Origin of the sequence: Bradyrhizobium sp. INPA03-11B (assembly GCF_040446015.1) — a bacterium.
In the GTDB taxonomy this organism is placed as follows: Bacteria; Pseudomonadota; Alphaproteobacteria; order Rhizobiales; family Xanthobacteraceae; genus Bradyrhizobium; species Bradyrhizobium macuxiense_A.
This window is the reverse complement of sequence record NZ_JASGSR010000020.1, coordinates 78,182-96,853: the sequence shown is the minus strand read 5'-3', so window position 1 is coordinate 96,853 and position 18,672 is coordinate 78,182. Positions and strand designations below refer to the sequence as shown.

Annotated in this window: 16 protein-coding genes; 8 read left to right on the top strand and 8 right to left on the bottom strand. The window is 63.7% G+C overall.

Translation table 11 applies throughout. The features are described 5' to 3' along the window. From QMZ05_RS11165 to QMZ05_RS11155, 3 genes are all read left to right on the top strand, one after another. Positions 1-1,808 (top strand): KUP/HAK/KT family potassium transporter (locus QMZ05_RS11165; RefSeq protein ID WP_353700790.1); only part of this gene is annotated, 1,808 nt, incomplete at its 5' end. Positions 1,809-2,028: 220 nt separating this feature from the next. Continuing rightward, positions 2,029-2,787, top strand: a complete 759-nt coding sequence (locus QMZ05_RS11160; protein ID WP_353700789.1) for an SDR family NAD(P)-dependent oxidoreductase — start codon at positions 2,029-2,031, stop codon at positions 2,785-2,787. Continuing rightward, positions 2,784-3,698: a sigma-70 family RNA polymerase sigma factor gene (locus tag QMZ05_RS11155; protein WP_353700788.1), complete on the top strand. Its 915-nt coding sequence runs from the start codon at positions 2,784-2,786 to the stop codon at positions 3,696-3,698. Before QMZ05_RS11160 ends, QMZ05_RS11155 begins: the two co-directional genes overlap by 4 nt. Positions 3,699-3,850: 152 nt before the next feature. On the opposite strand, the gene gyrA is transcribed toward QMZ05_RS11155, so the two are convergent. From gyrA to QMZ05_RS11140, 3 genes are all read right to left on the bottom strand, one after another. Beyond that, a complete protein-coding gene (gyrA, locus tag QMZ05_RS11150) occupies positions 3,851-6,580 on the bottom strand; it encodes a DNA gyrase subunit A (protein ID WP_353700787.1) in 2,730 nt (909 codons plus the stop codon). 212 nt (positions 6,581-6,792) lie between these two features. Continuing rightward, positions 6,793-7,191: a DUF2306 domain-containing protein gene (locus QMZ05_RS11145; protein WP_353700795.1), complete on the bottom strand. Its 399-nt coding sequence runs from the start codon at positions 7,189-7,191 to the stop codon at positions 6,793-6,795. 251 nt (positions 7,192-7,442) lie between these two features. Next, positions 7,443-7,934 (bottom strand): single-stranded DNA-binding protein, encoded by a 492-nt coding sequence (locus QMZ05_RS11140; protein ID WP_021081257.1) that lies wholly within the window; start codon positions 7,932-7,934, stop codon positions 7,443-7,445. 447 nt (positions 7,935-8,381) lie between these two features. On the opposite strand from QMZ05_RS11140, the gene QMZ05_RS11135 reads away from it, so the two are divergent. From QMZ05_RS11135 to QMZ05_RS11120, 4 genes are all read left to right on the top strand, one after another. After that, the gene (locus QMZ05_RS11135; protein WP_353700786.1) at positions 8,382-9,125 is read left to right on the top strand and encodes an outer membrane beta-barrel protein; all 744 of its coding nucleotides are present in this window, start codon (positions 8,382-8,384) and stop codon (positions 9,123-9,125) included. A 447-nt stretch (positions 9,126-9,572) separates the two neighbouring features. Then, positions 9,573-10,232, top strand: a complete 660-nt coding sequence (locus QMZ05_RS11130) for an outer membrane beta-barrel protein (protein ID WP_353700794.1) — start codon at positions 9,573-9,575, stop codon at positions 10,230-10,232. Positions 10,233-10,576: 344 nt separating this feature from the next. Continuing rightward, positions 10,577-13,564, top strand: a complete 2,988-nt coding sequence (gene uvrA / locus QMZ05_RS11125; protein WP_353700785.1) for an excinuclease ABC subunit UvrA — start codon at positions 10,577-10,579, stop codon at positions 13,562-13,564. Positions 13,565-13,602: 38 nt separating this feature from the next. Further along, a complete protein-coding gene (locus tag QMZ05_RS11120) occupies positions 13,603-14,598 on the top strand; it encodes a hypothetical protein (RefSeq protein ID WP_353700784.1) in 996 nt (331 codons plus the stop codon). 137 nt (positions 14,599-14,735) lie between these two features. On the opposite strand, the gene QMZ05_RS11115 is transcribed toward QMZ05_RS11120, so the two are convergent. From QMZ05_RS11115 to QMZ05_RS11095, 5 genes are all read right to left on the bottom strand, one after another. After that, positions 14,736-15,107, bottom strand: coding sequence for a VOC family protein (locus tag QMZ05_RS11115; protein ID WP_353700783.1), 372 nt, complete (start codon positions 15,105-15,107; stop codon positions 14,736-14,738). A gap of 130 nt (positions 15,108-15,237) precedes the next feature. Further along, on the bottom strand, positions 15,238-15,570 hold the full coding sequence (locus QMZ05_RS11110) for a PRC-barrel domain-containing protein (RefSeq protein WP_353700782.1): 333 nt from the start codon (positions 15,568-15,570) through the stop codon (positions 15,238-15,240). Positions 15,571-15,842: 272 nt separating this feature from the next. Then, complete coding sequence (locus tag QMZ05_RS11105; RefSeq protein WP_353700781.1) at positions 15,843-16,784, bottom strand: cytochrome D1 domain-containing protein; 942 nt, start codon at positions 16,782-16,784, stop codon at positions 15,843-15,845. Positions 16,785-16,786: 2 nt separating this feature from the next. Continuing rightward, a complete protein-coding gene (locus QMZ05_RS11100) occupies positions 16,787-17,326 on the bottom strand; it encodes an SRPBCC family protein (protein WP_353700780.1) in 540 nt (179 codons plus the stop codon). A gap of 139 nt (positions 17,327-17,465) precedes the next feature. Next, positions 17,466-18,230, bottom strand: coding sequence for an AAA family ATPase (locus QMZ05_RS11095; RefSeq protein WP_353700779.1), 765 nt, complete (start codon positions 18,228-18,230; stop codon positions 17,466-17,468). Positions 18,231-18,312: 82 nt separating this feature from the next. Between QMZ05_RS11095 and QMZ05_RS11090 the strand changes: the two genes are divergently transcribed. Beyond that, positions 18,313-18,636 carry a hypothetical protein gene (locus QMZ05_RS11090; protein ID WP_353700778.1) on the top strand — a complete coding sequence of 108 codons (324 nt, stop codon included), beginning with the start codon at positions 18,313-18,315 and terminating at the stop codon, positions 18,634-18,636. Positions 18,637-18,672: the final 36 nt, after the last annotated feature.

Sequence of the window (18,672 nt, the reverse complement as noted above, 5' to 3'; positions counted from 1 at the left end):
GCCCCCTCTACGCCCTCAAGGAAGCCGCCAAGGCCGCCGCCCATGGCGGTCCACTCACCCACAGCGCAGTGCTCGGCGTGGTCTCGCTGATCCTGTGGGCGCTGATCCTCATCATTTCCGTCAAATACGCCATGCTGATCCTGCGCGCGGACAATCGCGGCGAAGGCGGCATCGTCGCGCTGCTGGCGCTGCTCTCGGCGCGCAACGCGGCGCCCGGCACCTGGCGCGCCCACCTTCTGGTCGTCGGCCTCATCGGCGCCGCCCTGCTCTATGGCGACGGTGCGATCACGCCGGCGATCTCGGTGCTGTCGGCGATTGAAGGCCTGAAGGTCGACGCGCCCTCGCTGACGCCGATTGTGGTGCCGCTCACCGTCGTGATCCTGATCGGCCTGTTCTTCATGCAGAAGCAGGGCACGGGTTTCATCGGCAAGATCTTCGGCCCGGTAATGCTGTTCTGGTTCGCCGTGCTCGCGGCGCTCGGTATTCACGGCATCGTCAAGGCGCCCGCCGTGCTGGTCGCGCTGAGCCCGTTCTATGCATTCGATTTCCTGATCCACCAGGATTTTCACGTCAGCTTCGCCATTCTCGGCGCCGCATTCCTCGCGGTCACCGGCGGTGAAGCGATGTATGCCGACATGGGGCATTTCGGCCGCTTTCCGATCCGCCTCGCCTGGTTCGCGGTCTGCCTGCCCGCGCTGGTGCTGAATTATTTCGGCCAGGCCGGCGAACTGATCAACGACCCGAATTCGATCGACAACCCGTTCTTCCAGCTTGCCCCGGACTGGGCGCACTACCCGCTCGTGTTGCTCGCGACCGTCGCCACCGTGATCGCCTCGCAGGCGATCATCTCCGGTGTGTTCTCGCTGACCCAGCAGTCGATCCAGCTCGGCTTCCTGCCGCGCATGCACATCCAGCACACCACGAGCGATGCGATCGGACAGATCTACGTGCCGCTGGTGAACTGGCTGCTTGCCGCGGGAACGCTCGGCGCGGTGCTGGCCTTCGGCACCTCGGACGCACTCGCCGGCGCCTACGGCATTGCCGTGTCGCTGTTGATGGCGATCACCACGCTGCTCGCGGCGCTGGTCGCGATCCAGTGGGGCTATGCGCCGATCCTCGTGATCGCGGTGAACGGCTTCTTCTTCATCATCGACGCGATCTTCTTTGCGGCAAACACCGAGAAACTGTTTGAAGGCGGCTGGTTCCCGCTGCTGCTCGCCGCCGCGGTGGCGTTCCTGATGATGACCTGGCGCGGCGGCGTGAAGCTGGTCGAGAAAGCACGCGCCAAGCTGCGCCAGCCCGAAGAGGATCTGATCGAGACCGCGGTCAACAAATGCAGCGCCCGCCTGCCCGGCACCGCCGTGTTCCTGGCCTCGGCGCCCAATGGCGTGCCGCTCGCGCTGACGCAATTCGTCAAGCACAACCACGTGCTGCACGAGCGCGTGCTGCTGGTCACCGTGCAGATCGAGGAGCGGCCGAGGATTCCCGACGAGGAACGCGCCGACGTCAACGAGATCAGCCCGGGCATCACAAGGATACTCCTGCACTACGGCTTCATGCAGTACCCGACGATCTATGAGGGGCTGCAGCTCGCCTGCCGGCAGGGCAAGCTGCCCGGCATCGACCTCTCCGACGTGACCTATTACATCGGCCGCGAGACCATCATCCCGCGCGAGGACGTTCCGGGCATGTGGGTGTGGCGGGAATCGCTGTTCGCCTTCCTGCAACGCAACGCCGAGCGGTCCGCGGCCTTCTTCGGCGTGCCGACCGGCCAGGTCGTGGAGTTCGGCACGGAGATCGAGATTTAGAACTGGACGTGCATGAGCAGCTCGTTTGAGCCGAATGCTGACAATCTAAGGGCCACGCAACCCAGAAGAAGCGCGCTGAACCTGGGCCACAAAGTGGCTTTACGGGCGCGTCCCACGATCCGCCACTTCAGCTCAAACGCTGGAGCTCTGGTGCTATTAGGCCTGACTCTTTTCGGTGGCCTCGATCGTCTTGGCTTCACACAGACATGGGAGCCAACAGATGAGCCTCGAGAAAAAAGTCGCCGTCGTCACCGGTGGGAGCCGCGGTCTTGGCCTCGGCCTGGTTGAAGCGCTTGTTGCCGAGGGCGCTAACGTCACGGTCGTTGCGCGTGGAACGGACTCGCTCAAGGCCGCTCGCGACCGGCTCGGCGTCGCGACGATCCCGGCTGACGTGACCGATCGCGCTGCCGCCAATCGCATCCTCTCTGAAATCAAGCCGGATATTCTGGCGCTCAACGCGGGCACCACGCCGCGGATGGGCCGACTGGACCAATTGAGTTGGGAGGACTTTTCAGCCGCCTGGGAAACCGACGTCAAAGCGGGCCTGTTCTGGCTGCAGGCAGCGCTCAATCTCCCCATGAAGCCGGGCAGCACGGTTCTCGTGGGATCGAGCGGCGCCGCTGTGACCGGCTCGCAGATGTCCGGCGGTTACGGCGGCTCCAAGCGAATGCTATGGTTCATGGCCAAGTATGCCAACGGCGTTTCGCAGGAGTTGAATCTCGGTATCCGTTTTCGGGCCATCGTGCCGCGGCAGATGATCCTGGGGACCGGGATCGGAGATGCCGCTGCTGGTGCCTATGCGGGTTCGATGGGGATTACGCCCGAACAGTTTGTCGCGCGCTTCGGCGCACCCATGCCTCCCCGGAAATTCGGTGATCTGGTGATCTCGGTTCTGAAGGACCCGCAATACGCTGACGGCATCGTGTTCGGACTCAACGGCGATGCCGGCGTGACCGTCATGGAGGGAGCGGCAGCTTGACCAGCGGCGAAGACCTTTCGAGCGCCAATCGGTGGGCCGCGCTTCTCGCACTCGCCGAGGAACTGCGGCCCGAGCTTCACCGCTATTGTTCGCGCCTGGTGGGCTCGGTGATCGAGGGCGAAGACGTCGTACAGGACACCTTCGCCAAGGCCTTCGTCGCTCTGGAAGCAATGACCGAATTGCCCCAACTTCGCGCGTGGCTGTTTCGCATCGCTCATAACCGGGCATTGGATGTCTGGCGCAGCAAAGCCATCCGCGCGGCCGAACCGATCGAGGCGGCGTACGATGTTGTCGACGGAGCAAGCCCTGATCCTGTGGAGCAGTTGATGCATCAGGAAGCGGTGCGGACAGCGGTATCGCGCTTTGCCGAGCTGCCGGTTCTGCAACGCAGCGTGATCATCCTGAAGGATGTCCTCGATGAGCCGCTCGCCGACATCGCCGCACTGCTCGGTCTCAGCGTCGATTCCGTGAAGGCGCATCTTGCGCGCGGGCGTGCGCGTCTTCGCGAGATCAACGCGACCGCATCGCGGCCGCCGGACGTCAGATCGCCCTCCGCAGCAGTCATGCGGTATGTCACCCTGTTCAACCAGAAAGATTGGGACGGGTTGCGCGCGATGCTGGCGGATGACGTGAAACTCAATCAATCGGCTCACGCCGTCCGGACAGGACGGACGGACGTTGGGGTGTTCTTCAGCATCTACGGAAAAATGGACCGGGTACGGCTGGCGCCCGCCTGGTTGGAGGGCCGGGAAGTCATCGCAGTGTTCGAGGACGGCATGGACACCAGGCCGAGCTACTTCATGTGGCTAGAGTGGCGCGGCGACGAAATTACGTTCATCCGCGACTACCGATACGTCCGCTACATCATGGCGGACGCCGAGCTCACATTCTCAACCAGCGACGGAACGTAAGCGCAGGGCACGGCGCGCCGCAGCCAACTAGAAAGGCGGCATAAGCCTTTTCGTAGCCCGGATGCAGCGAAGCGTAATCCGGGACGGAAGTGCCGGATCGAGAGCCCCCGGATTTCGCTACGCTTCATCCGGGCTACGGGACTACGGCGGCGCTAGCCGCCGTTGCCGTTCTCGCCGTTTTCCTCTTCCGGAATGTGCTCGACCGAGACCACGTGCTCGTCCTCGGCGGTGTCGAACACGATCACGCCCTGGGTCGAACGGCCGGCGACGCGGATGTCGGCGACCGGACAGCGGATCAACTGGCCCTTGTCGGTGACCAGCATGATCTGGTCGGCGTCCTCGACCGGGAACGACGCCACCAGATTGCCGTTGCGGTTGTTGACGCTCATCGCGACGATGCCCTTACCGCCGCGGCCGGTGGTGCGGTACTCGTAGGACGAGGTCCGCTTGCCGTAGCCGTTGACGGAGACGGTCAGCACCACCTGCTCCGCGGCCGACAGTTCGGCATAGCGCTCCTGCGACAGTTGGATCGCATCGTTCGCCGTCTCCTCGCCCTCGGTCTCGACCGGCTCTTCGGTCGTGGCCTCGCCGGCCACCGCGCGGCGCATCTTCAGGTAGGCCGAGCGCTCGTCCGAGGTGGTGTCGACATGGCGCAGGATCGCCAGCGAGATCAGCCTGTCGGCCTCGGCCAGCGCAATGCCGCGCACGCCCATCGAGGTGCGGCCGGTGAAGACGCGGACATCGGGGACCGGGAAGCGGATGCACTGGCCGCCGGCGGCGGTCAGCAGCACGTCGTCGCGCTCGGTGCAGATCTGCACGTCGACGATCGCCTCGCCCTCCCCGAGCTTCATCGCAATGATGCCGGAACGGCGGACGTCGACGAAGTCGGACAGCTTGTTGCGGCGAACGGTGCCGCTGGTGGTCGCGAACATCACGTCGAGATTGCCCCAGGAGGATTCATCCTCCGGCAGCGGCATGATCGTGGTGATGCGCTCGCCCTGCTCCAGCGGCAGGATGTTGATCAGCGCCTTGCCGCGCGCGTTGGGGGCTGCCATCGGCAGCCGCCAGACCTTCTCCTTGTAGACCTGGCCGCGCGACGAGAAGAACAGCACCGGCGTGTGCGTGGAGGCGACGAACAGGCGCGAGACGAAATCCTCGTCGCGGGTCTGCATGCCGGCGCGGCCCTTGCCGCCGCGGCGCTGAGCCCGGTAGGTCGACAGCGGCACGCGCTTGACGTAGCCGGCATGCGAGACGGTGACGACCATGTCCTCGCGCTGGATCAGGTCCTCGTCCTCGACCTCACCTTCCTGCTCGATGATCTGGGTCTTGCGCGGGGTGGCAAACTGCTGCTTCACCTCGGCCAGCTCGGTCTTGACGATGCCCTGCACGCGCGCACGCGAGCGCAGGATGTCGAGATAGTCGGCGATTTCAGCTGCGAGCTTGTCGAGCTCCTCGGAAATCTCGTCGCGCCCGAGCGCCGTCAAGCGTTGCAGCCGCAGATCGAGAATGGCCCTTGCCTGCTCGAGCGACAGGCGGATCGTGCCGTCGTCGTTGATCCGGTGCCGGGGATCGTCGATCAGCGTGATCATCGCCTCGACGTCGCGCGCCGGCCAGTCGCGCGACATCAGGGTGTCGCGCGCCGTGTTCGGATCGGGCGAGGTCCGGATCACCCGGATCATCTCGTCGATATTGGCGACCGCGATCGCAAGGCCAACCAGGATATGGGCGCGGTCGCGCGCCTTGCCGAGCAGGAACTTGGTCCGGCGGGTCACCACCTGTTCGCGGAACGCGACGAAGATGGTGAGCAGATCCTTCAGGGTCATCGTCTGCGGACGACCGGAATCCAGCGCCAGCATGTTGGCGGGGAAGTTGGTCTGCAACGGCGTGAACCGGTAGAGCTGGTTCAGCACCACATCCGGCACCGCATCGCGCTTCAGCTCGATGACGACACGATAGCCGTCGCGGTCGGACTCGTCGCGAAGGTCGCCGATGCCCTCGATCTTCTTCTCTTTCACGAGGTCGGCGATGCGCTCGACCATCGTGGCCTTGTTCACCTGATAGGGAATCTCGGTGATGATGATCGCTTCGCGGTCCTTGCGGATGGTGTCGATCGTCACCTTGCCGCGCATCACGATCGAGCCGCGGCCGAGATGATAGGCGGAGCGGATGCCCTGGCGGCCGAGGATGATGCCGCCGGTCGGGAAATCCGGGCCCGGGATGATGTCGATCAGTTCGTCGATCGTGAGCGCCGGGTTGTCGATCAGCGCCACGCAGGCGTCGACCACCTCGCCGAGATTATGCGGCGGGATGTTGGTCGCCATGCCGACGGCGATGCCGCCGGCGCCATTGACCAGCAGGTTCGGGAACCGGGCCGGCAGGACCGACGGCTCCTGCTCGGAATTGTCGTAGTTCGGCTGGAAATCGACGGTTTCCATGTCGATGTCGGCGAGAACGGCGAGCGCCGCCTTGGTCAGCCGCGCTTCGGTATATCGGTAGGCCGCCGGCGGATCGCCGTCGATCGAGCCGAAATTGCCCTGGCCGTCGATCAGCGGCACGCGCAGCGAGAAATCCTGCGCCATGCGGACCATCGCGTCGTAAATCGACTGGTCGCCATGCGGATGGTATTTACCGATCACGTCACCGACGACGCGGGCGGATTTGACGTATTTCTTGTCCGGCGTGTGCCCCTGCTCATGCATCGAATACAGGATGCGCCGGTGCACCGGCTTGAGCCCGTCGCGCGCATCGGGCAGCGCACGCGACACGATCACGCTCATCGCGTAATCGAGGTAGGACTTCTTCATCTCGTCGAGAATGGAAACGGGACGAATATCTGAGGGCGCCGGCGGCTCGCCGGGCTTGTCATCTTCGTTATCGGACAAAGGGGAAATCCGGTCAGTTTTACTGGGGAATCATATAGCCCATCGGGGGCCTGAAAACCACCCCTGAGCGGCTCCGGCAAGCCGTTTTTCCCTTCGTTTTTTCATACACTTACCAGCCGCATTGTGGGCTTCCCGCGGGCCTGCTTTGCACTGCGATCGCAAGACGGTGGGGACCCGATGGAACCGGCCCCGCGACGCCCTCAATCGCCCAATCAGTGGCCGAAAATCACGGCGTGCATGATCCGCCCGGGCATGAAGGTGAACAGCCCGGCAATGACCAGCGCGCCGAAGAAAATCCCGATCATCGTGAACTTGTGGCTGCGGGCATTGTGGCTCCGCGCCGCCATCACGCCGAGCACCAGCATGACCAGCGAGAAGATCGACAGCAGGTGGATCGGGCTCCACGGGCCGACCAGGCGGATCTGATGGATCCAGAACGAGCTCCCGGCGACGACCAGCATCAGGATCACCCAGATCCAGCCCAGCGTCCGGTGCGGCAGCGTGCCCTTGGGTGCGGCGAGCTGAATGGAGCCGAGCACGAAGGCGGCCATCGCGGCGAAGGCATGGAGCGGGATCGCAGGCGCAGCGTCGAGCAATGGCGCGAGGCTCATGGTGGCGGCCCTTGAATTGAGCTGGCGGCCAAACATCGCTCGCCGCAGGCCGATGTAAATATCATTCACATCGGCCTGTGTCAAAGTCAGGGGAACTCGTCCTCGCCGCCTCCAGAGATTCGTGAGTCAGCAAGCGGCTATGGAGTTATCCTCATAATTCACACGAGGAAATTGCCATCACGCATCGCAACGCCGCTCCGGGAAATGATCTTCACGGAGCGACGGCATGAGCGCCGGAAAGCAACGTTCGATCAGAACGGGATATCGTCGTCCATGTCGCTGTTGCGGCTGCCGCCGCCGGCGGCCACCGCGCGCCGCGGCGCCGAGCTGACCGGACCGGACGAGCCGAAATCGCTGCCGCCGTCATCGGAGAAGCTGCCGCCTCCACCGCCGCGCCCGTCGAGCATGGTGAGGTTGGAGTTGAAGCCCTGCAGCACGACTTCGGTCGAGTACTTCTCGACGCCGGACTGGTCGGTCCATTTGCGGGTCTGCAACTGACCCTCGATGTACACCTTGGCGCCCTTCTTGAGGTACTGCTCGGCGACCTTGCAGAGGCCCTCGTTGAAGATCACGACGCGGTGCCACTCGGTCTTTTCCTTGCGCTCGCCGGTGCCCTTGTCGCGCCAGGTCTCCGAGGTCGCGATGGACAGGTTTGCGATCGGACGGCCGTCCTGCGTCCGCCGGATTTCCGGATCCTTGCCGAGGTTTCCAACCAGGATCACCTTGTTCACGCTTCCTGCCATCGCATCATCTCCACTCAAAAACCGGGCGTCCGGACATCGGCCGCCGCTCTCAACCTTCGCCACTTACTTTGCAGGCGTCGTGGATGACCCTATACGCCGGCGCCGGCCCGCCGCCTTTGCCCGTGCGCGGTTATCCACGATTATCGAGATATAGCACCGCAGCCGATCATGTTCCAGTTTTGTTCGCCACAACCAGCCGTAGCAGCGGCGAATGGCGATGGAACCGCAGCCGATTTCGATCCCGGCCGCCGCGGGCTTGATCAGCCTTTGAAAACACAAGCTAAATCAACTGCTTGTATCAGCCTTACTTCTTCCGCAAGTGTGGCTTTTGGGAGACGGCGCTTCCGGTTGAATCAGCGTATAGCTACCACCCATGACGCGGGCGCTCGCGTCTGAGGTCGGCTTCGGGACAAATTGGAAGCCGATCGGGGAGCTGGGAGATTGATGATGAAGAAGTTTTTGCTCGGTACGGTTGCCCTGATTGCGTTCGCCGCGCCTGCTGCGGCCGCCGACCTGGCGGCGCGCCCCTACACCAAGGCGCCGCCGATGATCGCCGCCGTCTATGACTGGAGCGGCTTCTACATCGGCGTCAACGGCGGCTGGGGCTCGAGCCACAATTGCTGGGACCAGGTCCCGGGTGGCGTGTTCATCGGATCGGATGGTTGCCACGACGCAACCGGCGGCGTCGCCGGCGGTCAGATCGGCTATCGCTGGCAGGCTGGCGCCTGGGTGTTCGGCCTCGAAGCGCAGGGCGACTGGGCTGACCTGAAGGGCAGCAACAACAGCGCGCTGTTCCCGGGCCTGTTCACCAACCAGTCGAAGATCGACGCGTTCGGCCTGTTCACCGGCCAGGTCGGCTACGCCGTCAACAACGTGCTGCTCTACGCCAAGGGCGGTGCGGCGCTGACCGACAACCGCTTCAACACCTACTTCACGCCGACCGGCGTGCTCGCCGGCAGCGCCAGCGACACCCGCTGGGGCGGCACCATCGGTGCCGGCATCGAGGTCGGCTTCGCGCCGAACTGGACCGCTGGTGTCGAGTACGACCACCTGTTCATGCAGGACAAGACCTACAACCTCACCACCCCCACCGGCGCGCTGTTCAGCAGCATCCGCGACCGCCAGGACGTCGACGTCGTCACCGTCCGCGTGAACTACAAATGGGGTGGCCCGGTGGTTGCGCGCTACTGATCGCGCGATCCGGTTTGATCCAGACCAAAGGCCGGCCTCGCGCCGGCCTTTTTGTTTGTGGGGTCGGCCGTGAGCGGTGGTGCCGCGGTTGGCGACATCCTGCGTCGCTACAATGCCGGGCTCGTACCTTCCCCTGCCTCGGCCAGCGACACGCGCTGGGACTCGGCTTCGAATACATATCCGCAGCGAAGTACTGAGGCGGCCTCAGCTCACGCATCACTGCCTCGCATCGAAATATCGGAGCCGGACTCGCGCCGGCTGTTTCGCTGCGCAGGCACGCCAGCGCGGGCCGTTTTCCGTGCATTGTGGTTTCACAGATACACAACTTCCAGCATTTCTCTGTAGAAGCACGCGTACGTCACGCAACACTGCCGCGACGCTCCCTTCAAATGCGTGAAGGGGGACAACAAGAAAATGGGCAAGAAAAACGGGATTTGGACTTTGAAAATCAGGAATGTTCTGCTGGCCTCGGCCGGCCTGTTTGCCCTCAGCGCAATTGCACCGGCAATGGCCGCCGATCTCGCCGCACGCGGCCCCTACGTCAAGGCTCCGCCGCCGGCCGCGATCTACAACTGGACCGGCTTCTACATCGGTGGCTTCGGCGGCTACGCCAGCGAGGATTCCGGCAATCCGAAGATGGAAGGCGGCTTCGCGGGCGGCACCGTCGGCTACAACTGGCAGGCCGGCAACATCGTGTACGGCATCGAGGCCGACGGCGGCTGGGCTGACGTCAACGCTTCCGCCACCGCGTTCGGCATCACCGCGACGAGCAAGATCGACGCGCTCGGCACCGCGCGCGGCCGCATCGGCTTCGCGGTCGACAAGGTGCTGTTCTACGGCACCGGCGGCTACGCCTGGGTCGACAACAAGCTGACCCTCAGCGCGGGCGGCGTGAGCGCATCGCAGAGCAACTTCCACTCCGGCTGGACCGTCGGCGCCGGCATCGAAGCGTTCATCGCGCCGCAGTGGTCGATCAAGGGCGAGTACCTGTATCGCAGCCTCGGCGGCGAGACCTATTTCGGCGTTCCGTCGGCCGACATCAACCTGCACAGCGTCCAGTTCGGCGTGAACTATCATTTCGGCGGCCCGATCGTCGCCAAGTACTGAGCCAAATACTGAGCCGATCTGCGAGCAGATCGCACGGAAAGGCCGGCCTCGCGCCGGCCTTTTTGCGTCAAAGCGTTTTCGAGCGAAGTCTGTCCCGGACTTTGATCCGGGATGGATCCCGGTTCGCGCCAGGAAAACGCGTCAAAACAGAAATCTGGAACCTGCCCTGCTGACGGCTGCTGCCATCAGGCAAACTATCCGTTGATGGACGCTATTCAGCACTGGAAATTGTCGGCCGTTCTTCCTACGTTCCAGTCCTCACACCCCCATCGGCGCAAGCTCCCGGCATCACCGGCGATGCGCGCCCAAAAAAGGCGCCCAAGCATGCGCCCGGAACCGTCGCAATGGATGAAGTGCTCAAGGCGAAGCGCCAACAGAACGCCGGCTCCTCATCGCGCGCCATCACGATCCGCGGCGCGCGCGAACACAATCTGAAGAACATCGACGTCGAGATTCCGCGCGACAAGCTCGTGGTGTTCACCGGCCTGTCCGGCTCCGGCAAGTCGTCGCTCGCATTCGACACCATCTATGCCGAGGGCCAGCGCCGCTACGTCGAGTCGCTGTCGGCCTATGCGCGGCAATTTTTGGAGATGATGCAGAAGCCGGATGTCGACCAGATCGACGGCCTGTCGCCGGCGATCTCGATCGAGCAGAAGACCACCTCGAAGAACCCGCGCTCCACCGTCGGCACCGTCACCGAGATCTACGACTACATGCGCCTGTTGTGGGCGCGCGTCGGCGTGCCCTATTCGCCCGCCACGGGCCTGCCGATCGAGAGCCAGATCGTCTCGCAGATGGTCGACCGCGTGCTGGCGCTGCCGGAAGGCACCCGCCTCTATCTGCTGGCGCCGGTCGTGCGCGGCCGCAAGGGCGAATACAAGAAGGAGCTCGCCGAGTACCTCAAGAAGGGTTTTCAGCGCGTCAAGATCGACGGCACCTTCTACGAGCTCGCCGAGGCGCCGGCGCTCGACAAGAAGTTTCCGCACGACATCGACGTCGTGGTCGACCGCATCGTGGTGCGTCCCGATCTCGCCCAGCGCCTCGCCGAAAGTTTCGAGACCGCGCTGAAGCTCGCCGAGGGTCTTGCGGTGATCGAGTATGCCGACGCGCCCGCCGCGGCCGCGCAGGACGAGAAGAAAGAGGACAAGAAGAAAACCGCGAAGATCCACGACAAGAGCGGCCCCGAGCGCATCCTGTTCTCGGAGAAGTTCGCCTGTCCGGTGTCCGGCTTCACGATCCCCGAGATCGAGCCGCGCCTGTTCTCGTTCAACAACCCCTATGGTGCCTGCCCGGCCTGCGGCGGCCTCGGCGTCGAGCAGCATATCGACGAGGACCTGGTCATCCCCGACAAGGAGCTGACCCTGCGCAAGGGCGCGATCGCGCCCTGGGCGAAGTCGTCCTCGCCCTACTACATCCAGACCCTGACCGCGCTCGGCAAGCACTACAAGTTCACGCTCGACACCAAGTGGAAGGACCTGACCAAGAAGGTGCAGGCCGCGCTGCTGCACGGCTCCGGCGACGACGAGATCAAGTTCTCCTACGAGGACGGCGTCCGCTCCTACGACACCAAGAAGCCGTTCGAGGGCGTCATCACCAACATCAACCGCCGCTACCGCGAGACCGAGAGCGAGTGGGCGCGCGAGGAGCTCGGCAAGTATTTCTCCGACGTGCCCTGCGCGGGCTGCCACGGCCACCGGCTGAAGCCCGAGGCGCTGTGCGTCAAGATCGGCGGCAAGCATATCGGCGAGATCTCCGAGCTCTCGGTGAAGCGCGCCGGCGAATGGTTCGAGACGGTGCCGGAGGCACTGAACGCGCAGCAGAACGAGATCGCAACGCGCATCCTCAAGGAGATCCGCGAGCGCCTGACCTTCCTGCTCGACGTCGGCCTCAACTACCTGACGCTGTCGCGCTCATCCGGCACGCTGTCCGGCGGCGAGAGCCAGCGCATCCGCCTGGCCTCGCAGATCGGCTCGGGACTGACCGGCGTGCTCTACGTGCTGGACGAGCCCTCGATCGGCCTGCACCAGCGCGACAATGCCCGGCTGCTCGATACGCTGAAGCGACTGCGCGACCTCGGCAATACCGTGGTCGTGGTCGAGCATGACGAGGACGCCATCCGCCTCGCCGATTACGTTCTCGATATCGGCCCCGGCGCCGGCATGCATGGCGGCCACATCGTCGCCGAAGGCACGCCCGACCAGATCATGCGCAACCCGAAATCGCTGACCGGCAAGTACCTCACCGGCGAACTTTCGGTCCCGATTCCCGACCGGCGGCCGCCGAACCACCGGCGCACCATCAAGGTCGTCAACGCCCGTGGCAACAATCTGAAAAACGTCTCGGCCGAGATCCCGCTCGGCCTGTTCACCTGCGTGACGGGAGTCTCCGGCGGCGGCAAGTCGACCTTGCTGATCGACACGCTCTACAAATCGATCGCGCGCAAGCTGAACAACGCCAGCGAGGGCGCAGCGCCGCACGACCGCATCGAGGGCCTCGAGCACATCGACAAGATCATCGACATCGACCAGTCGCCGATCGGCCGCACCCCGCGCTCCAACCCCGCGACCTATACCGGCGCCTTCACGCCGATCCGCGAATGGTTCGCCGGCCTGCCCGAGGCGAAGGCGCGCGGCTACGAGCCCGGGCGCTTCTCCTTCAACGTCAAGGGCGGCCGCTGCGAGGCCTGCCAGGGCGACGGCGTCATCAAGATCGAGATGCACTTCCTGCCCGACGTCTACGTCACCTGCGACACCTGCAAGGGCAAGCGCTACAACCGCGAGACGCTGGAGGTGCTGTTCAAGGGCAAGAGCATCGCCGACGTGCTCGATATGACGGTCGAGGAAGCCGCCGAGTTCTTCAAGGCGGTGCCGCGCGTGCGCGAGACCTTCCAGACCCTGCACCGCGTCGGCCTGGATTACATCCATGTCGGCCAGCAGGCCACCACGCTGTCCGGCGGCGAAGCCCAGCGCGTCAAGCTGGCAAAAGAGCTGTCCAAGCGCGCCACCGGCCGCACCCTGTACATCCTGGACGAGCCGACCACCGGCCTGCACTTCCACGACGTCGCAAAGCTCCTGGAGGTGCTGCACGAACTGGTCGCCCAGGGCAACACGGTCGTGGTGATCGAGCACAATCTCGAAGTCATCAAGACCGCCGACTGGGTCATCGACCTCGGCCCCGAAGGCGGCGACGGCGGCGGCGAGATCGTCGCCTGGGGCCCGCCGGAAGACATCGTCAAGGCGCCGAGGAGCTACACCGGCAAGTTCCTGGCCCCGGTGCTGAAGAAGGCGAATAGCAAGCCAAGGAAGAGCTCGGCGAGCGAGGCGGCGGAGTGACTTGACCGTGGCAAAGCCAACGGGAAGATGAGTTCTGAATGAAGTGGAGGCAACGCACCCTCGATGAAATTGCCGAGATGATTTGCGGCAATGGTGAGAACGTTCCCTTCGTCTACCGTAGTAGCAGCTATCTCACTCGATTTTTCCGTGACGCGGACACAGACTTTGCTCACGACGGCTCAACGCGGGCCGCTTGGGTTTCGGGAATTTTAGAAGCGCTCCTTAATGATCCGCATCAAGATGCACAAACCCCGCCGCATAGTTTCTGCCGGGTGATCGCAACGTTGATGGATGTCGCCGATGCGACGGCTAGCGATCCTGATCGCACAGCTGCGCTATCGAAGCTAAATATATCGCTAGCTCGCGAAGGCTTTGAGGCCTTCTTTGCGCCAGATCATAAATGCTACCTCCGACATATCGGAACGGGCGCAGTCGCAACGTCTGCCGCAAATCCTCACCGTCCTCTATCCAGGGATGAGCTTCAACGTCGTGATCTGCTTATAAGCTTTCTTGATAAGGCATCGGAAGATGACCTTATTGGCGAGATATTGCTCCCGCTGTTTCGTCAGCTCGGCTTTCATCGTGTCACAGCTACAGACCATCGCGACAAGTCGCTAGAATACGGAAAAGACATCTGGATGCGTTACACGCTTCCAACTCAGCATGTGCTGTACTTCGGCTTACAGGTAAAGCGCGACAAGCTCGACGCGGCTGGAATGAGCAAAAGTGGCTCGGCCAACGTCGCCGAAATTCTCAATCAGGTTACAATGATGCTTGGTCACGTAATCTTTGATCCAGAGACCAGCCGAAGAGTCTTAGTGGATCATGCCTTCATTGTAGCAGGAGGCGAAATTACGAAGGCTGCGAGAAATTGGCTTGGTGAACGCCTCGACGCATCTAAGCGTAGTCAAATCATGTTCATGGATCGCGAGGATATCTTGAATCTATTTGTCGTCGCTAACGTTCCCCTACCTCAGGCCGCGCTGCCAGCCACCATGAGCGGCTCCGTACTCGACGATGACATTCCATTTTAACCCTCGACCTGCATGGTTTCGCCGGAACGTGATGCCGACATAATCACCAAGCTAGCGCGTAGGATGGGTAGAGCGAAGCGAAACCCATCAACTCATCCCGCGGCCCGAATGATGGGTATCGCTTCGCTCCACCCATCCTACGGAGTGCCGCGGTACGTGGCGATCTGCCAGACGTTCGCCCAGGCATCCCGGACCATCGCTCGTCTGTCGCCGTAGGGCGTATCCGCGGGGGTCTCGATCGATTCAGCGCCCGCCGCGATCGTACGCCGATAGGTCTCGTCTGCGTTCTCAACATAGACGTAGAGAAAGGCCGGCATCGCCTCGCGTACGCCTCCGCCATCGCTGATCAGGATGATCGAATCTCCGATGCGGATTTCTGTTGGCGCTCCGGAGCGCACGTCGCCTTCCGCATCAAAGACGTCCCTCAAGAAGCCGGTCAATCCGGTGAGGTCGCTCGTGACAATTCTCGGTATGATGGAAGGCCAGCCGGCGGGTTTGTATTGGGTCATGTGCCTGCCACTGAATAAGTACGTAGCCCGGATGAGCGAAGCGATATCCGGGGCCGCTGGCCGGACAAGTCAACCGCCCCCACATGTCGCTTCGTTCATGCGGGCTACAACACTGCCCCTCACCTCCGCGCTACACCGCCCAATAATTCGGGTGCGTGTACGACTGCGAGCGGTCGCCCCAGTCGAATTCGTCTCCGTCGAATTCGGACGGCCCGGCGCGCAAATCCTCCAGCGTCACCTCGGCCTCGAAGGCCTGCCGTACGGGATCGAAGTGCAGTGCGGTCCATCTGACGGGATAGTGGTGATGGCTGCTCAGGACGCCGCCGGTCTTGATGATGGCGTAGGCCACCGTTCCGCTCACCTTGTCGAGCATCAGCCGCTCGATCAAACCGAGTTTTGAACCGTCGCTCCCGAAGACGCAGACGTGCTCGACCCGGTCACTGGGCACCAAGGTATGATGCATGGCATCCTCCCTGTGTTTCCTGGTATTTTGTTTCCTGGTATTTGCCCGATAATATATGCCTGCCGCGCTGGTGAGCCAATGGGTCGCAGCTCGGCGGCAGGCCGTAGGAGCGATCGGTTATCGCGCGGCGGCGGACGCCTGCACAATTTCGGAATAATAGAAACGTATCGCTGATTTGCCCGACGTGTCAAGTCGCGTTTCCGAGTGTGGCGGCAGCATGCTCCTTTGCATGGGGTTGTTTTCGATATTTTGGAACACCCCACGCTCCTCACCTACTCCGTCCGTCTCAGGAACGCCCCGAACGCGCGCGGGCCGTCGCCGACCTTGACCTCGCCGATCACCTTCAGCTCGGCGGCGTCGATCACGCTCAGCGTGTTGCTCTCCCAGTTCGCGACCACGACCCGCTTGCCATCGGCGGTCGCCTCGATGCCCTCGGGGTAATCGCCGACGCTGATCCGCTTCACGGGTTCCAGCGTCGCGAGATCGAACACGCTGACCTTGCCGTCATACTGGTCGGTGACGAAGCCGCGGCCCTGCGCCAGCGCCACGGCATAGGGGCGCAGGCCGACATGGACGCGGCCGATTTCGTGCGCGGTTGCGATGTCGATCACGGAGACGTCGTTGGAGCCGACATTGGCGGTGTAGGCGCGCTTGCCCTCGGCATCGATGGTGACGCCGAACGGACGCGTCCCGACCTTCACGATCCCTCGCCGCTCATGTGTTGATGTGTCTGTTATGGAGACGCTGTCGTCGTCTCGGTCGGCCGAGAGCAGCAGCCGCCCGTCCGGCGTCACCGCAAGCCCGGATGGCGATGCGCCGACCGCAAGACTGGCGACGACCCGCAGCTCCTTCGCGTCGATCACCCGCACCGCGGCGGCGTACCAGTCGGCGACATAGACCGTCGCGCCATCGGGGGCCACCGCGACGCCGAGCGGCCCGCCGCCGACATCGACCCGGCCGACCACCTTGCGCGCCGACGCATCGACCACCGTGACCGCCTTGGCATCCGGGCTCGTCACATAGGCGAAGCGGCCGTCACGGCTGACAGCGACGCCCGCGGGCTTGCCGCCGATCGCGATCGTCGCGACCGGCTTTGCGGTCGCGAGATCGACCACCGTGAGATCGTCGCTGAGCTGGTTGGTGACGAACGCCTCCTCGGCCCGCGCACCGCAGAGGCCGGCGAGCAGCGCCAGCAGCGCGACCGCACGCCGCATGTTCAGCTTCCGCTCTCGATCTTCTTCTTCAGCGCTTCCAGGCCGGCCTTGTAGAGCCCGCTCACCGCCTTCAGTGCGGCCTCGTCGCTCAGCTCCGGCGGCGGGTCGTTGTTCGGAAAGCCCCGGTAGAACGCGCCGGCCCATTCCAGCTTCGACTTGCCGCCGGGCGCCGGCGACACCGACAGCGTCGAGGAATAGTTTGTGACCGGCAGCACCTTCACGTCGACCGCGGTGATCCGGTACGAATAGCTCATCATCTCGGGCTCGTATTTGTAGAGCTCCTCGTCGACGGTGGCGCCGGGTCCCAGCGTCAGCCGCCTTGTGGCGCCGATCTCGTTGCCCTTCTCGCCCTCGGTCTTGGTGACGCCGGCGAGCCAGCTCATGTCCTGGAAATTGCCGATCACCGCCCACACCTTGGCCTGCGGCGCGTCGATCTCGATGGATTCCCGCACCTTCTGCCGGGTCGGCCCATGCGCCCACACGGCCCCCAACACAGCCAGCGCCGCCACCACGACGCCAGCCTTCGCGATCATCAGCCTCATCCTTGTCTCCTCGCTTTTCGGTCACCGCGCCAGGCGCGTGCCGAAGCTTATGTTTCGGTATTCTGGACCAGATGGAAAGCGGCTTCTTGCACCAGAGCGAAGTCAGAACTTCCCCGTGGGACAAGCCTCTCCGGCGCCCTTACTCCTCGATCACCGCCTCGACGAACCCCTTCGGGTCATCGCAAAACTCCCGCATGACCTTGAAGTGATCGGTATCCTTCAGGCTCACCGGTTCGAGGCCATACTTCGTCAGCCGCAGCAGCGTCGCGTCCGGATAGGCCATCAGGACAGGCGAATGCGTGGCCATGATCACCTGGCAGTGGCCCGTCCCGTTCATCCGGTGCAGCAGCTTGAGGAATTCGATCTGCCGCGACGGCGACAGCGCGGATTCCGGCTCGTCGAAGATGAAGATGCCCTGCCGCTGGCAGCGCTCCTCGAAGAAACGCAGGAAGCCCTCGCCGTGGGAATGCGACAGGAAGTCCGGCGGCATGCCTCCGGCGTCCATCGCCGCTTCGTCGAGATAGCGTGCGACCGAGAAGAAGCTCTCGGCGCGGAAGAACCAGCCGTTGGTGATTCTGGGCAGCCAGCTCGCGCGCAGCGCCGACGCAAGCGAGCCGCCCATTTTCTCCAGCGCACGGCCGTGGTCGACCGGCCGATAACCCTTGCCGCCGCCGGCGTCGTCATAGCCGGCCATCACGGCGATGCCCTCGAGCAGCGTCGACTTACCGGTGCCGTTCTCGCCGACGATGATGGTGATCGCCTTGTCGAAGCCGAGCTCGAATTCGTCGCGCAGCAGCGGCAGCACGAATGGGTAAGCCTGGCGGTTGGGAATGCGCGTTGGATCAAGCCAGACCCGCCGAAGATACGGCGCGGGCATGTTGATCGGGCGATTTCGTCTGGCCATGTGCGCGGATCCGGGGAAACAACGGCGGGTAGCTCAGTTTATGATAAGAGCCCGCGACAATCCTAGATGGATCGATGTCCCAATGCCCAGCAAGGCCTACGCCCTCTTCCGCAAGGCCATCCTCACCGAGCAACAGGTAGCCTGCGTCTACGACCGGCGGCCGCGCGAGCTGTGTCCGCACATCATCGGCCACAACAAGAGCGGTGAAGAGGTCGTGCTGGCCTGGCAGTTCGCCGGCGCGAGCTCCGGCAAGCTGCCGCAATGGCGCTGCCTGCGACTCGCTCATGTCAGCGACATCAGCCTGCGCAGCGGCCGCTGGCATGAGGGCGGCTCGCACAAGTCCGAGCAGCGTTGCGTCAGCGCGATCGACCTCGACATCAACGTCCATGTCCGCAAGCGGCGGTGATGCCCCCTTGCCACCGAATCGCACAACACATTCGGT